At 53.3% G+C, this 15,223-nt stretch carries 17 protein-coding genes; 6 read left to right on the plus strand and 11 right to left on the minus strand.

Going from position 1 to position 15,223, the window contains the following annotated elements; all coding sequences use genetic code 11:
• Window positions 1-53: 53 nt before the first annotated feature.
• The 5 genes from pstS (at window position 54) to phoU (ending at window position 4,648) form a co-directional block, all read left to right on the plus strand.
• Window positions 54-1,094: a phosphate ABC transporter substrate-binding protein PstS gene (gene pstS / locus SK33_RS23610; protein ID WP_003023814.1), complete on the plus strand. Its 1,041-nt coding sequence runs from the start codon at window positions 54-56 to the stop codon at window positions 1,092-1,094.
• A 144-nt stretch (window positions 1,095-1,238) separates the two neighbouring features.
• Window positions 1,239-2,198, plus strand: coding sequence for a phosphate ABC transporter permease PstC (gene pstC / locus SK33_RS23615; protein WP_003023817.1), 960 nt, complete (start codon window positions 1,239-1,241; stop codon window positions 2,196-2,198).
• The gene (gene pstA / locus SK33_RS23620; protein WP_003023819.1) at window positions 2,198-3,088 is read left to right on the plus strand and encodes a phosphate ABC transporter permease PstA; all 891 of its coding nucleotides are present in this window, start codon (window positions 2,198-2,200) and stop codon (window positions 3,086-3,088) included. The genes pstC and pstA overlap by 1 nt, the downstream gene beginning before the upstream one ends.
• Window positions 3,089-3,134: 46 nt before the next feature.
• Window positions 3,135-3,908: a phosphate ABC transporter ATP-binding protein PstB gene (gene pstB, locus SK33_RS23625; protein WP_003023821.1), complete on the plus strand. Its 774-nt coding sequence runs from the start codon at window positions 3,135-3,137 to the stop codon at window positions 3,906-3,908.
• 14 nt (window positions 3,909-3,922) lie between these two features.
• Window positions 3,923-4,648, plus strand: coding sequence for a phosphate signaling complex protein PhoU (gene phoU / locus SK33_RS23630; protein ID WP_003023824.1), 726 nt, complete (start codon window positions 3,923-3,925; stop codon window positions 4,646-4,648).
• 84 nt (window positions 4,649-4,732) lie between these two features.
• Here phoU and yieH read toward each other — a convergent pair whose 3' ends face one another.
• Entirely contained in the window at window positions 4,733-5,398 is a 666-nt protein-coding gene (gene yieH / locus SK33_RS23635) for a 6-phosphogluconate phosphatase (RefSeq protein WP_032950596.1), read from the minus strand.
• A 167-nt stretch (window positions 5,399-5,565) separates the two neighbouring features.
• On the opposite strand from yieH, the gene adeP reads away from it, so the two are divergent.
• On the plus strand, window positions 5,566-6,903 hold the full coding sequence (gene adeP, locus SK33_RS23640; RefSeq protein ID WP_003023830.1) for an adenine permease AdeP: 1,338 nt from the start codon (window positions 5,566-5,568) through the stop codon (window positions 6,901-6,903).
• Window positions 6,904-6,957: 54 nt separating this feature from the next.
• Here adeP and SK33_RS23645 read toward each other — a convergent pair whose 3' ends face one another.
• From SK33_RS23645 to SK33_RS26820, 10 genes are all read right to left on the minus strand, one after another.
• Window positions 6,958-7,524, minus strand: coding sequence for an NADPH-dependent FMN reductase (locus SK33_RS23645; protein ID WP_003023832.1), 567 nt, complete (start codon window positions 7,522-7,524; stop codon window positions 6,958-6,960).
• Window positions 7,525-7,554: 30 nt separating this feature from the next.
• Window positions 7,555-8,301, minus strand: a complete 747-nt coding sequence (locus SK33_RS23650) for a 4'-phosphopantetheinyl transferase family protein (RefSeq protein ID WP_048218874.1) — start codon at window positions 8,299-8,301, stop codon at window positions 7,555-7,557.
• Between the two features lie 166 nt (window positions 8,302-8,467).
• Window positions 8,468-9,427 carry an HTH-type transcriptional regulator YidZ gene (gene yidZ, locus SK33_RS23655; RefSeq protein ID WP_003023837.1) on the minus strand — a complete coding sequence of 320 codons (960 nt, stop codon included), beginning with the start codon at window positions 9,425-9,427 and terminating at the stop codon, window positions 8,468-8,470.
• Window positions 9,396-10,577, minus strand: a complete 1,182-nt coding sequence (locus SK33_RS23660) for an MFS transporter (RefSeq protein ID WP_048218873.1) — start codon at window positions 10,575-10,577, stop codon at window positions 9,396-9,398. Before SK33_RS23660 ends, yidZ begins: the two co-directional genes overlap by 32 nt.
• 182 nt (window positions 10,578-10,759) lie before the next feature.
• A complete protein-coding gene (gene mnmE / locus SK33_RS23665; protein ID WP_048218872.1) occupies window positions 10,760-12,124 on the minus strand; it encodes a tRNA uridine-5-carboxymethylaminomethyl(34) synthesis GTPase MnmE in 1,365 nt (454 codons plus the stop codon).
• A gap of 105 nt (window positions 12,125-12,229) precedes the next feature.
• Window positions 12,230-13,876, minus strand: coding sequence for a membrane protein insertase YidC (gene yidC / locus SK33_RS23670; protein ID WP_003023844.1), 1,647 nt, complete (start codon window positions 13,874-13,876; stop codon window positions 12,230-12,232).
• A gap of 2 nt (window positions 13,877-13,878) precedes the next feature.
• Window positions 13,879-14,136: a membrane protein insertion efficiency factor YidD gene (yidD, locus tag SK33_RS23675; protein WP_003023846.1), complete on the minus strand. Its 258-nt coding sequence runs from the start codon at window positions 14,134-14,136 to the stop codon at window positions 13,879-13,881.
• Window positions 14,100-14,459, minus strand: coding sequence for a ribonuclease P protein component (rnpA, locus tag SK33_RS23680; RefSeq protein WP_003023848.1), 360 nt, complete (start codon window positions 14,457-14,459; stop codon window positions 14,100-14,102). Before rnpA ends, yidD begins: the two co-directional genes overlap by 37 nt.
• 17 nt (window positions 14,460-14,476) lie before the next feature.
• Window positions 14,477-14,617, minus strand: a complete 141-nt coding sequence (gene rpmH / locus SK33_RS23685; protein ID WP_003023858.1) for a 50S ribosomal protein L34 — start codon at window positions 14,615-14,617, stop codon at window positions 14,477-14,479.
• A 228-nt stretch (window positions 14,618-14,845) separates the two neighbouring features.
• The gene (locus tag SK33_RS26820; RefSeq protein ID WP_418219453.1) at window positions 14,846-15,001 is read right to left on the minus strand and encodes a hypothetical protein; all 156 of its coding nucleotides are present in this window, start codon (window positions 14,999-15,001) and stop codon (window positions 14,846-14,848) included.
• Between the last annotated feature and the right edge of the window lie 222 nt (window positions 15,002-15,223).

The raw sequence follows: 15,223 nt of genomic DNA on the forward strand, positions 1-15,223 counted from the left end.
TGCTCACAGTAGCAACTCAAACAACGATTTACGAAAACCGTGCAGGAGACATTATGAAAGTTATGCGTACCACTGTCGCAACTGTTGTCGCCGCGACCTTATCCATGAGCGCGTTCTCTGCGTTTGCAGCAGCGAGCCTGACAGGTGCAGGTGCAACCTTCCCTGCGCCAGTGTATGCCAAATGGGCAGATACCTATCAGAAAGAGACCGGTAGCAAAGTAAACTACCAGGGTATCGGCTCCTCCGGTGGTGTAAAACAAATTACGGCCAATACCGTTGATTTCGGCGCTTCTGATGCACCGCTGTCTGACGAAAAACTGGCGCAAGAAGGTCTGTTCCAGTTCCCGACCGTGATCGGTGGCGTAGTGCTGGCTGTGAATATCCCGGGCCTGAAATCCGGCGAGCTGGTGCTGGACGGTAAAACGCTGGGTGACATCTACCTCGGTAAAATTAAGAAGTGGGATGATGAAGCCATCACCAAACTGAACCCGGGTCTGAAGCTGCCTTCACAGAATATCGCCGTTGTGCGTCGCGCTGACGGTTCCGGTACTTCCTTCGTTTTCACCAGCTACCTGGCAAAAGTAAACGAAGAGTGGAAATCTAAAATTGGTTCCGGCTCTACCGTGAACTGGCCGACCGGTCTGGGCGGTAAAGGTAACGACGGTATCGCTGCGTTCGTACAGCGTCTGCCGGGTTCTATCGGCTACGTTGAGTACGCTTATGCTAAGCAGAACAACCTGGCGTACACCAAGCTGGTCTCTGCTGATGGCAAACCGGTAAGCCCGACAGAAGAGAGCTTTGCTAACGCCGCAAAAGGCGCTGACTGGAGCAAAACCTTCGCTCAGGATCTGACTAACCAGAAAGGTGACGACGCGTGGCCAATCACCTCCACCACCTTCATCCTGGTCCATAAAGAGTCGAAGAAACCAGAGCAGAGCGCAGAAGTGCTGAAGTTCTTCGACTGGGCGTACAAAAATGGCGGCAAACAGGCTAACGACCTGGATTACGCCAGCCTGCCGGACAGCGTGGTTGAGCAGGTTCGTGCTGCATGGAAGACCAACGTGAAAGACAGCAGCGGTAAAGCGCTGTACTAATAGAATATCTTTAACGAGTTGGCGGATGGCGCTACGCTTATCCGCCCTACGGTTTCGACTGTAGGCCCGCTTTGTAGGCCGGATAAGCGTAGCGCCATCCGGCATGGGCAACTTCGTAAACGCGTTTAACTTAAAGAGTGATTTATGGCTGCAACCAAGCCTGCTTTTAACCCACCGGGTAAAAAGGGTGACATGATCTTCAGCGCGCTGGTAAGACTGGCTGCGCTGATTGTGCTATTGATGTTGGGTGGCATTATTGTCTCTCTGGTTATCTCCTCCTGGCCAAGCATTCAGAAATTTGGTTTCTCCTTTCTGTGGACCAAAGACTGGGATGCGCCGAACGATATCTACGGTGCTTTAGTACCGATTTACGGTACGCTGGTTACCTCACTTATTGCACTGCTGATTGCCGTTCCGGTGAGTTTCGGCATTGCGCTGTTCCTGACTGAACTTGCACCTGGCTGGCTGCGTCGCCCGCTGGGCATCGCTATTGAACTGCTGGCGGCAATTCCGAGTATCGTGTACGGCATGTGGGGGCTGTTTATCTTTGCCCCGCTGTTTGCGACTTATTTCCAGGAGCCGGTCGGAAACATCCTTTCCAACATTCCGTTTGTTGGCGCACTGTTCTCCGGCCCAGCTTTTGGTATCGGTATTCTGGCGGCTGGCGTGATCCTCGCCATAATGATCATCCCGTACATTGCGGCGGTTATGCGTGATGTGTTCGAACAAACGCCGGTACTGATGAAAGAGTCGGCCTACGGCATCGGCTGTACCACCTGGGAAGTTATCTGGCGTATCGTCCTGCCGTTCACCAAAAATGGCGTGATCGGCGGCGTGATGCTGGGTCTGGGGCGTGCGCTGGGTGAAACCATGGCGGTGACCTTTATCATCGGTAACACCTACCAGCTCGACAGTGCCTCGCTGTACATGCCGGGCAACAGTATTACCTCTGCGCTGGCGAATGAATTTGCCGAAGCGGAATCTGGGCTGCACGTTGCAGCGTTGATGGAGCTGGGTCTGATTCTGTTTGTGATCACCTTCATCGTGCTGGCTGCGTCTAAGTTCATGATCATGCGCCTTGCGAAGAACGAGGGGGCACGCTAATGGCTACGCTTGAAATGCAAAACACCGCTCAGCTTGCGGAATCCCGCCGTAAAATGCAGGCGCGTCGTCGTCTGAAAAACCGCATCGCGCTGACGCTCTCTATGGCGACCATGGCGTTCGGTCTGTTCTGGCTCATTTGGATCCTGATGTCCACGATCACCCGCGGTATTGACGGTATGTCGCTGGCGCTGTTCACCGAAATGACGCCGCCGCCGAATACGGCGGGCGGTGGTTTGGCGAACGCCCTGGCCGGTAGCGGTCTGTTGATTCTGTGGGCGACCGTGTTTGGTACCCCGCTCGGTATTATGGCGGGTATCTACCTGGCGGAGTATGGGCGTAAGTCCTGGCTGGCTGAGGTCATCCGATTTATCAATGACATCCTGCTTTCTGCGCCATCTATCGTGGTCGGTCTGTTCGTTTACACCATCGTGGTAGCAAAAATGGAGCATTTCTCCGGCTGGGCGGGCGTGATCGCGCTGGCGCTGCTGCAGGTGCCTATTGTTATTCGTACCACAGAGAACATGCTCAAGCTGGTGCCAGATAGTCTGCGTGAAGCCGCCTATGCACTGGGTACGCCGAAATGGAAGATGATTTCTGCGATCACCCTGAAGGCATCTGTCTCGGGGATCATTACAGGTGTTCTGTTAGCAATTGCTCGTATCGCAGGTGAAACGGCTCCGCTGCTGTTTACGTCGCTCTCCAACCAGTTCTGGAGCACCGACATGATGCAGCCTATCGCCAACCTGCCGGTCACTATCTTTAAGTTTGCGATGAGCCCGTTTGCTGAGTGGCAGCAACTGGCCTGGGCCGGGGTACTGATTATTACCCTGTGCGTACTGCTGCTGAACATTCTGGCGCGCGTCATTTTCGCGAAGAAGAAACACGGTTAATTTTTACGGCGTGGCTGATGCGGCGCCGGATGAGGAAAAGATTGAAATGAGTATGGTTGATACTGCCCCAGGTAAAATTCAGGTTCGTGATTTGAACTTCTACTATGGCAAATTCCATGCCCTGAAGAACATCAACCTGGATATCGCGAAAAACCAGGTAACGGCGTTTATCGGGCCTTCTGGCTGTGGTAAATCGACGCTGCTGCGTACGTTCAACAAAATGTTTGAACTGTACCCGGAGCAGCGTGCGGAAGGTGAAATTCTGCTGGATGGCGACAATATTCTCACCAATACCCAGGATATCGCTCTGCTGCGTGCCAAAGTGGGCATGGTATTCCAGAAGCCCACGCCGTTCCCGATGTCCATCTACGACAACATCGCTTTTGGCGTACGTCTGTTTGAGAAACTCTCGCGTGCGGATATGGACGAACGCGTGCAGTGGGCATTGACCAAGGCCGCATTGTGGAATGAAACCAAAGATAAATTACACCAGAGCGGGTACTCTCTCTCGGGTGGTCAGCAGCAGCGACTGTGTATTGCGCGTGGCATCGCCATTCGCCCGGAAGTGCTTCTGCTTGATGAGCCATGTTCAGCGCTCGACCCTATTTCTACCGGGCGTATCGAAGAGCTGATCACTGAGCTGAAAGAGGATTACACCGTCGTTATCGTTACCCACAACATGCAGCAGGCTGCGCGTTGTTCCGATCACACGGCATTTATGTACCTGGGCGAGTTGATTGAATTCAGTAACACGGACGATCTGTTCACCAAGCCCGCGAAGAAACAAACTGAAGATTACATCACCGGTCGTTACGGCTGATTCAGGAGCTTGTTGTGGATAACCTTAACCTTAATAAACATATTTCCGGCCAGTTCAATGCAGAGCTGGAAAGCATCCGTACCCAGGTGATGACCATGGGCGGCATGGTCGAGCAGCAGCTTTCTGATGCAATCACGGCGATGCACAACCAGGACAGCGAGCTGGCGAAGCGCGTCATTGAAGGCGATAAGAACGTCAACATGATGGAGGTGGCGATCGACGAAGCCTGCGTGCGTATCATCGCCAAGCGTCAACCGACAGCGAGCGACCTGCGTCTGGTGATGGCGATTATCAAAACCATCGCTGAGCTGGAACGTATTGGCGACGTGGCAGATAAAATTTGCCGCACCGCGCTGGAGAAGTTCTCGCAACAGCACCAGCCGCTGCTGGTAAGTCTGGAGTCGCTGGGTCGTCACACCGTGCAGATGCTGCACGACGTGTTGGATGCGTTTGCGCGTATGGATCTCGACGAAGCGGTACGTATTTATCGCGAAGATAAGAAAGTCGACCAGGAGTATGAAGGCATCGTGCGTCAGCTGATGACTTATATGATGGAAGACCCACGTACCATTCCAAGCGTGCTGACCGCGCTGTTCTGCGCACGTTCCATCGAACGTATCGGTGACCGCTGCCAGAATATCTGCGAATACATCTTCTATTTCGTGAAGGGACAAGACTTCCGTCACGTGGGCGGCGATGAGCTGGATAAGCTGCTGGCGGGCAAAGATCCTAAAGAGTGATAAAAACGTAGAAAGTAGGCCGGATAAGCGTTAGCGCCATCCGGCAATTGCCCGGTGGCGCAAGCTTACCGGGCCTACAAAAAATTACCGGGTAATATCCCAACCCCGCGCCTTCCACAATTCCGGCAACTGTGCCAGATCGGTAAAAGTCGTGACTTTGGGATGATCGATCGGTTTGTTATGCGGATCGGCGCAGAAGTAGAACACTTCCATCCCCGCCGCAATCCCCGCCTGCGCGCCTGCGCTGGAATCATCAACCAGAATGCAGTTCTCAACATTAACGTCCATTGCTTTTGCCGCATGGAACATTAGGGCCGGATCGGGCTTCCAGCGTTGGATATCGTAGCCGCTGAACAGTAAATCAGGAAAATGGTGCAACATGCCCAGCTTACCCAGCGAATGCTGCATTTTGCTGACCGGACCGTTAGACACCACGCACATTGGCACAGCCATGCTGTCCAGCAGCGTGTTCGCACCAGCAATGACTTCCAGCTCGGTATCGAACAGACGTGCGACCTCAGCGCGGTAAACCGGTTCTAAATCGGCTTTTGCCAGTTCGACACCGTGCTCTTCGTTGATAATGTCGATGATCTCGTACAGCTTTACCCCCTTGAAGCGTTTGAAAATTTCTTCAAGATCGAGCGTAATGCCAAACGCCTGGAACATGCTGACATACGCGCGAGAACAAATCACTTCACTGTCGACAAGGGTACCGTCACAGTCAAAAAATACGGCTTCTATCTGGGACATGTCATTTCCGTTTTAACAAGTTTAACGTTTTCGTAATGCATTATTGGGCGACGCAATCGTTGCCGTATAAGCAAAATCAATGAAAAAAGTTGCTCATAACCCAACCCTATTGTCGCATTTTGGTATAGGATAGCGACGAATTTTCCCTCCTTGTTCGGAAATTGATAATGAGTCAACAACACACAACCCAGGCTTCTGGCCAGGGGATGCTGGAACGCGTGTTCAAACTGCGCGAACATGGCACGACGGCACGGACCGAAGTGATCGCCGGTTTAACCACCTTCCTGACGATGGTGTATATCGTTTTTGTTAACCCGCAAATTCTTGGCGTGGCTGGCATGGATACCAGCGCCGTCTTTGTTACCACCTGCCTTATTGCTGCCTTTGGTAGCATCCTGATGGGGCTATTTGCTAACCTGCCGGTCGCACTTGCGCCTGCTATGGGCCTGAACGCATTTTTCGCTTTCGTGGTCGTCGGCGCGATGGGCCTGTCATGGCAGATCGGTATGGGTGCTATCTTCTGGGGCGCGGTAGGTCTGCTGCTGCTGACCATTTTCCGCGTACGTTACTGGATGATTGCTAATATCCCAGTTAGTCTGCGAGTGGGGATCACCAGCGGTATCGGTCTGTTCATCGGCATGATGGGGCTGAAAAACGCAGGTGTTATCGTCGCCAACAAAGACACGCTGGTGTCTATCGGTAACCTGACGTCCCACAGCGTACTGCTCGGTATTCTGGGCTTCTTTATCATCGCGATTCTGGCGTCACGTAACATTCATGCGGCGGTGCTGATTTCCATCATTGTAACCACGCTGCTGGGCTGGATGCTGGGCGATGTCCATTACAACGGTATCGTTTCTGCACCGCCGAGCGTGATGTCCGTTATCGGACATGTCGATCTGGCCGGTTCGTTTAACATTGGCCTGGCGGGTGTGATTTTCTCGTTCATGCTGGTCAACCTGTTTGACTCCTCCGGTACGCTGATTGGCGTGACGGATAAAGCCGGTCTGGCGGACGCGAAGGGCAAGTTCCCACGCATGAAGCAGGCGCTGTATGTGGATAGCGTGTCGTCGGTTACCGGGGCGTTTATCGGGACCTCTTCCGTTACCGCCTATATTGAATCCTCTTCCGGGGTGTCGGTTGGTGGCCGTACCGGCCTGACGGCAGTCGTCGTTGGCCTGCTGTTCCTGCTGGTTATCTTCCTGTCGCCGCTGGCGGGTATGGTACCGGGCTATGCAGCAGCAGGTGCGCTGATTTATGTTGGTGTCCTGATGACATCAAGCCTGTCACGCGTGAAGTGGGATGATCTGACTGAAGCGGTTCCGGCGTTTATTACCGCTGTGATGATGCCGTTTAGCTTCTCAATTACCGAAGGTATTGCGCTGGGCTTTATCTCTTACTGCGTGATGAAAATCGGTACTGGACGTTTCCGCGATCTCAGCCCGTGCGTCATCGTTGTCGCGCTGCTGTTTGTACTGAAGATTGTGTTTATCGACGCGCACTAAAATATCGGTCTGGACAACTGCCCGCCAGGCATCGTTGCTGGCGGGCGTTTTCTTTTAGGCTTTCACGCGTTGGATGTAGTCGCCAAATGCGGTCAACTGGCCGGTCAGATGGTCCAGCGTGCTTTGGTCAATCACTTCACCCGTCTGCGGATCCACCTTGTTTTGAATGACCCCGCCCATAAATTCCGGCTTGTTCATTACCATGGCGTCGAGGAACACCAGGATTTGACGCAGATGGTACTGGCAGCGCGCGCCGCCAATGGCACCCATGGAGCTGGTCTGGATCAGCACCGGTTTGCCGGATAATGGCTGATCGGGCAGGCGAGACAGCCAGTCGATGGCGTTCTTCAGTCCGCCCGGAACAGAATAGTTATATTCAGGTGTGACGATGACGACACCGTCAGCCTTTCTGATTTGCTCAGCCAGTGCTTCTACGCTGGCCGGAAAACCTTCTTCCTGCTGGAGATCGGCATCGTACAGTGGGATATCACCAATCGACGGTAACGCGCTCACTTCCATTCCTGCGGGAGCAATCTTGGGCAGTGTACGGGCAACCATTCCATTAAACGAACCTTTGCGCAGACTTCCCAGTAACGTAACAACATTCAATGTTTCAGACATGGTGACTCCTGTTTCATCATGAAGGTTAAATCAAAGCGTATGGCTTTTCGCTGCGCATAATTGAGAGAACCGGATCAGACGACCCGTTGGCTCATTGGCGCGAGTCTGGATATCAGGCAAACTTTTCCAGTCCTGCTGACCATCAAACTCCCAAACCTTGAGTTTTTCAATGGTTGGCGTAACCGCAACCGACCACACCAGCACATCTTCCGCGTCGCAAATGGCTTCAATCTGCGCAACATGGGCACATTTCAGGCGTCCTGCGCCGGGTAAAAGCTGGAGTTCGCGCGGATCGTCATTGCATACATCGCCAGTGAGTTTGAGTACGCTCTGGCGCAATGTAATGAGCTGCGCGCGCGCTTCATTGGGGTCGTTTTGATTATTGATCCACAGGTTTTCGTTACTGGAGAAGCGCCACGTTTCCGCTGAATTTGGATTGTTAAACCCGCGGATTGCCCGCTGAAGTTCCATATCCAGGCCGCACGTTCCTTCAGTCGTTAGCACAACGCCGACGATATTTCCGGCATAAGAGATCGAAAATCCCGGTAGATTCTTATCGCGAAAAACGGGCTTACCTTTCGCCTCAGTAACAATCTCAGGCAATGTGCTGGTGCCGTAAAGCATGAACATCAGTTCGGCGAGAAGACTTCGGGAGGCCAGGAAGCGTGTTCGGCGGTGGGCGGGTAGATCTCTTGCTTCAATGTGACATGGAGTAGGGAGACGAACTGAAACCAGGTGTCCCTCCGTAAGAATCCCTCTGGCAAAATGTGTCGCCATTTTTCGCTCCGTGATTAATGGTCCGTGATTATCACCAGAGTAACATTTACACGGCTTCCGGGCAGGCTTTGCTGCCCAAAAAATAAGCGGAAATGGGATACATTACGCGATATTTACATTTCTGTTGCCAGAATGGTCGATTTAGAAACACCAAAATGACGGATCGTCAGGATATATCGCGATAAAGCGCCTTGATCGTGTCTTTTAGCCAGACGATCTTAGGATTGTGGCTGTTGCGTTTATGCCAAAGAAGAGTGAACGGTACGCGCATTTTTTCCAGTTGCGCCGTATCAAATGGCATCGGCCGCGCAACGAGTGGAAGCTGATGGAGTTGGTTATAACGCTGGCAATAAACCGGTGCGGTGGCAATCAGCGCGTGATCTGGCTGCGCTGCCATAAACAGCGATTGCTCAAAACCAGGCAGACATAACGCGATATTGCGTGCGCGCCCCATTTCTTGCAGGACTTCATCCAGCGCCCAGGTATCGCTTTGCTCCCAGCTAATGCTGATGTGCGGATAGCGCAGAAAGGTGTCCAGATTCCACTCTTCCTGCAGTGCGGGATGATCTTCACGTAGCCAGACGCAGGGCAGATCGGAAAACAGCACTTCATGGTCGATCGACAATGGCAACAAACTCAGCAGTTCGCGCGAACGCGGATGACTTTCGCGCCCGGTGAAGCCAATATCCACTTCACCGCGAATAATGGCATCCAGCGAATCATAGTCCCAGTTGCGTATTTTGATCGTCGCCTGAGGATAGCGCTGGTAAATCTGCCGGGAGAGCGCGTTGAACATGATCATCACCAGCGGCGTTTCGGCCACCAGATCAAACTTCAGCCCGCGCGGCGATTCATGGTGCGGTTTATCGAGCAGCTGATTGCCCATCTGCATCCATTCAGCCAGGCTCTGCTCCATGCTGACCATCAGCGGCGTCGGCGATAGCCCCAGCGGGGTGTTCACAAACAAGGGATCGTCAAACCAGGCCCGCAGCTTCGACAGCGACTTACTGACCGCCGACGGTGTGACGTTCATCCGTTTAGCGGTTTTAGTGACGCTGCGTTCCTGCATCAACAGCTGCAGGCAGAGCAATAAATTAAGATCGAGACTGCTGAGGGATTTCTTCATGAGTTGGCGCGGACCGGTTAGGTGCAACAGTGATAATCAGCATGATACTCACTATGCTACAGCCAATCAGAATCCCGATCAGCATATTCAGCGCATCAAGGCCAAGAACAGCCGCCAGCCAAATCCACAGCGAGGAACCGCAAACCTGTGCAATACCTAATGCCGAGCTGGCGACGCCCGCGCGCAGCGAGAACGGTCCCAGCGCCTGGCTCATCGCAACACCGAAACCGACCGAGAATCCGGCGCAGATTAAGGTTAACCCGAACAACGTTACCGCGTGTGAAGTAGCAAGGGTTAACACCACGCCAGCACACAGAAACAGCACCTGCGAGGTCAGCATCATAACGCGAGGTTTAAACACGCTCAGAGCAAATGGCGTAGAGAAAGAGACCGCCATACTGATGCCAGCGGTCATGGCCATGGTAGTGGCGTACTCGCCGCGGTCGAAGCCCATCACTTCCATCAGCAGCACCGGAGACGTATTCACAAAGGTCAGGATCACCGACACGCTGAGGGTGGTAATGGCCAGACGGCTTAAGAAAAAGCGGTTTACCAGTGGTTCGGTTGTGTGGTTCTTTTCCATCGTCGCCATAAGCGTTGCTGGGCGCGATTCTCGCAGGACAAACACCGACAGCAGGCAAACAGCCACACCCATTCCCATCATCGTGTAGAACAGGCTCTGCCACGGGTATTTGAGCATGATCAGATGCCCCATCACCGGAGCCAGCACCGGCACGATACAGGTAATACCGTTCAACAACGACAGTACCTTCGCCCGGCGACGATCGTCGAGCGTATCGCGCAGAATAGCGAAAGCCACCACATAACAGCAGCCGGCGCCCACACCCTGAATAAAGCGGCCTACCAGGAACGGCGTACCGCTCTCGGCAAATGAACACAGCGCAGAGGCGAAAATAAAAATGAGTGCACCGACAATAGCGACTGGTTTACGTCCTGACTGGTCGGCAACTTTTCCGGCGAAAAGCATCGCCGTCGCCATTCCTGCCAGATAAACCGAAAACGCGATATGCAGTTGCGCCTCGCTGGCCTGTAAATCGGCCGCAATACGGGGCAGCCCCACCAGATACATATCAATACCGGCAGGATAAAGAAGAACCAGGGCGAAACTGCAGATTAGAAAGCGTGTCATAGCGACCTCATGAGAAATGTGGCGCTAAGCATACGGTCAGAGAGTCAACTGCACGAGTTGCCATTTGGACAACAGTGATTTCCGCATGGGAAATTGTTGTTGCCGGATGGCGGTGTAAACGCCTTATCCGGCCTACAGGGCCTGTAGGCCCGGCAAGCATCGCGCCACCGGGCAACACAACGTTACTTACCAATACAGAAGCTGGAGAAAATTCGTCCCAGCAGATCGTCGGAGGTAAATTCCCCGGTGATCTCACTGAGGTTCTGCTGCGCCAGGCGTAGCTCCTCAGCCAGCAATTCTCCGGCCCATGCGCCGAGCAGTTGGGCTTTACCCTGCTCGAGATGCTCTGCAGCTTCTGTCAGCGCCTGCAGGTGACGACGACGCGCCAGGAAGCCGCCTTCCATATTGGTTTCAAAGCCCATACTCTGTTTGAGATGGTTACGCAGTACGTCAACGCCTTCACCGGTACGTGCGGAGAGACGAACCAGTGAGTGGCCATTTACTTCGCTAAGGCCCAGCGTCTCACCGGTAATATCCGCTTTGTTACGTACCACTGTAATTGGCAGTTTGGCTGGCAGACGGGCAATAAAGTCTGGCCAGATGTCAGCCGGGTCCACGGCATCGGTGGTGGTGCCATCCACCATAAACAGCACACGGTCGGCTTGTTCGATTTCCTGCCAGGCACGTTCGATACCAATGCGTTCAACTTCATCGCTGGCATCGCGCAAACCGGCGGTGTCGATGATGTGCAGCGGCATACCGTCGATATGAATATGCTCACGCAGTACGTCGCGAGTTGTCCCCGCAATGTCGGTCACAATAGCCGCCTCACGGCCTGCCAGCGCGTTCAGCAGGCTCGATTTCCCGGCGTTAGGGCGACCGGCAATGACTACCTTCATCCCTTCGCGCAGCAGGCTACCCTGACGCGCTTCGGCACGTACGGCATCAAGATCGCTGATAACGTTATTGAGCTGCGCTTCAATCTTGCCGTCAGACAGGAAGTCGATTTCTTCATCCGGGAAGTCGATCGCCGCTTCCACATAGATGCGCAGGTGAGTGAGCGCTTCCACAAGATGATTTACCCGTGCGGAAAATGCACCCTGCAACGAGTTCAGCGCCGAGCGAGCGGCTTGCTCCGAGCTGGCATCGATCAGGTCGGCAATCGCCTCTGCCTGGGCTAAATCGAGCTTATCATTGAGAAACGCGCGCTCGGAGAATTCACCCGGTCTGGCAATGCGCAGCCCGGGAATGGTCAGAATACGTTTGAGCAGCAGGTCAAGAATCACCGGACCTCCGTGACCCTGAAGCTCTAAAACGTCTTCGCCGGTAAAGGAGTTCGGGCCGGGGAACCACAGGGCAATCCCCTGATCCAGCGTGCTGCCATCCGCGTCTTTAAACGGCAGATAATCGGCATAACGCGGTTTGGGTAGTTTCCCCAGTACGGTTTCTGCGACCTCACGCGCCTTCAGGCCGGAGATACGCAGGATACCCACGCCACCACGTCCCGGTGGGGTGGCCTGAGCGACGATGGTGTCGTTATGGCTCATGGTTTGTCTCTTCTTAATGCAATAAAAAAGGCGGTCTAATGACCGCCCTTTACTTTATGTTCCGTTTGCCGGATGGCGGCTTCGCCTAATCCGGCCTACACCGAATCAGGAGTTTTTCTTCTCGCGGCTATGCAGGCCACGCTTCTCCAGACCACGGTAAATCAGCTGCTGCTGAATAATGGTTACCAGGTTGCTGACGATATAGTACAGCACCAGACCTGACGGGAACCACAGGAAGAACACGGTGAAGATGACCGGCATAAAGGTCATGATCTTCTGCTGCATCGGGTCGGTTACAGTGGTCGGAGACATCTTCTGAATGAAGAACATCGTCACGCCCATCAGAATCGGCAGAATGTAGTACGGGTCCTGTGCAGACAAGTCATGGATCCACAGAGCGAACGGTGCATGACGCAGTTCAATGGAGCCCATCAGCATGTAGTACAACGCCAGGAAGATTGGCATCTGGATGATCAGCGGGAAGCAGCCGCCCAGCGGGTTAACCTTCTCAGCTTTGTACAGGGCCATCATTTCCTGGCTCTGACGCTGTTTGTCATCGCCCAGACGCTCACGCATTGCCTGAATCTTCGGCTGCAGCATACGCATCTTCGCCATGGAGGTGTACTGCGCTTTGGTCAGCGGGTACATGATGCCACGAACGATAAAGGTGATAACGATGATGGAGAAGCCCCAGTTACCCAGGAAGCTATGGATCCATTTCAGCAGTTTAAACAGCGGCTGAGAAATGAACCACAACCAGCCGTAATCCACGGTCAGATCCAGGTGCGGTGCAACGGCCGCCATTTTATCCTGAATTTCCGGGCCGACCCACAGGGTACTGGTCATCGCGCCAGTCTGGCCAGGCTGTACCAGTACCGGCTGTGACTTATAGCCGATAGCGGCAATGCCGTTACCCAGGTTAGCGGTATAGAAGTTGTTGGTGCCGTCGTTACGCGGAACCCATGCCGTTGCGAAATACTGTTGCAGCATTGCGACCCAGCCGTCTTTAGCATTGACGTTCAGGTTTTCGTTTTCAGCAATGGTGTCGAATTTGTATTTCTCATACTTCTCATCCGGCGTGGAGTACGCCGCGCCGCGGAAGGTGTGCAGTGCAAAGTTGCTGCTTCCGGTATCGCGATGAGATGGCAGATTGATGGATTGCTTCAGCTGACCAAAGGTGGAGACTTCCAGCGGTTTTTCGCCGGCGTTCTGCACGCTGTAGTTAACGTTGACAGCATATTCACCACGCTTGAGTACAAACGTTTTAGTGAATGTGTTACCCGCTGCGTCAGTATAGGTCATCGGGATCTGCAGTTCATTCTGACCGTCAGCCAGTACAAACGCGTCTTTTTCGACGTTGTACAGCGGACGCGGGCCGTTAGCCGGGTTATCCGGGCCGTCACGACCTGTCAGGCCACTCTGTGCCTGATAGATGAACTGTGGCGTGGTTTCCAGTAACTGGAACGGTTCGGTAGAACCGAGTTCTTTCGGGTAAGCTGGCAGTGAAGCCTGTTCCACATCACCACCACGGGTGTTGATGGTCAGATCAAGCACGTCAGTTTTAACCGTAATCAGTTTCCCCTGGCCACTGGCCGGTACGCCCTGGTCTGCGGCGCTACCCGCTGCGGTGGTCGTTGTCTGCGTGGTCTGTTGGGCCTGAGGTTGCGGGTTTTTATCCTGCTCCCAGGCTTGCCAGATCATGAAAGACACGAACAGCAAAGCGATGACTAAAAGATTGCGTTGCGAATCCATCGTTAGTGTTCTCTGGTATCAAATGGTCCGGGCGGGACGGGATCGTCACCACCAGGGTGTAAAGGGTGGCATTTTAATACGCGTTTCACCGTCAACCAACTGCCTTTTATCACTCCAAACCTGCGCAATGCCTCAATTCCGTAGCTCGAACAGGTTGGAGTGAAACGGCAATGCGGCCCAAGCAGCGGACTGATCAGGCGTTGATAGACCCGAATAAGGGCTATCAGGACCCGCGAGCCAGGCGACAATGGCGACGCCATAATTTTTCCAACGCTTCCGAGAGAGCACGGTTATCGAGGTCAGCAACCCCTTTTTTCGCCACCACCACGAAATCCATTGCTGGAAGGTCGTGCTGACGTAAACGGAAGCTTTCACGCGTCAGACGTTTAATCCGATTGCGTTCATGCGCACGTTTAACATTTTTCTTGGCGACTGTAAGACCGATACGGGGATGCCCCAGCGAATTCAGGCGGCCGAGGATGGTGATTTGCGGCGTGCCAGCCCGTTGTGGCTGCTGGAAGACGAATGTGAAATGAGTGGGAGTTAACAAACGTAACTCCCTGGGAAATGCGAGCTTAACCACTCAGGGGCTAGCTTTTATTACTTAGAAACGGTCAGACGAGAACGGCCTTTAGCACGACGACGTGCCAGAACCTGACGACCATTTTTATTAGCCATACGAGCACGGAAGCCGTGAGAACGGTTGCGCTTCAGTACAGACGGTTGAAAAGTGCGTTTCATGGCGATTTCTACCTAAACTTGAATAAATTCACTGACTTTTGCGTATACCCGAACGAATTTCGAACGACTTACGCCACAGTGTGGGTGATTAAAGAGGCCGGATTGTAATAATTGTACACTCCGGAGTCAATTCTCTTTCCTTATTTCCCGCTTTTTTCCGCATGGTTTCGCGTAAAAAACAGGCAGCGTTGACGCCGTAAGGCGACCGTTACTCGCTGGGGGTAAGAATTATACGGGCTGGTGGATAAAGCGCAAGGATCGCTCGGGATCTTTATTAGATCGTTTAAGCAGTAAAGCATCTTTACTCATTAATTTTTTCAATATGCGCGCTAAAACCTGCAGCACTTCTCCAGGATCGTTTACACTTAGCCGATTCTGGATCATCCTGTGGATAAATCGGGAAGAATCTGTGAGAAACAGAAGATCTCTTTCTCAGTTTACGCTATGATCCGCGGTCCTGATCGTTTCAATGGATCCTGATCGGGTAAAAATTGCAGATAGCAATTCGCACGTCACCCTTTGCATAGGGTCTTGTCGGTGTGCGTCAACAATCATGAATGTTTCAGCCTTTGTCATTTATCGACTTTTGTTCGAGTGGAGTCCGCC

The organism is Citrobacter sp. MGH103, from assembly GCF_001034475.2.
Classification (GTDB): Bacteria; Pseudomonadota; Gammaproteobacteria; order Enterobacterales; family Enterobacteriaceae; genus Citrobacter; species Citrobacter freundii.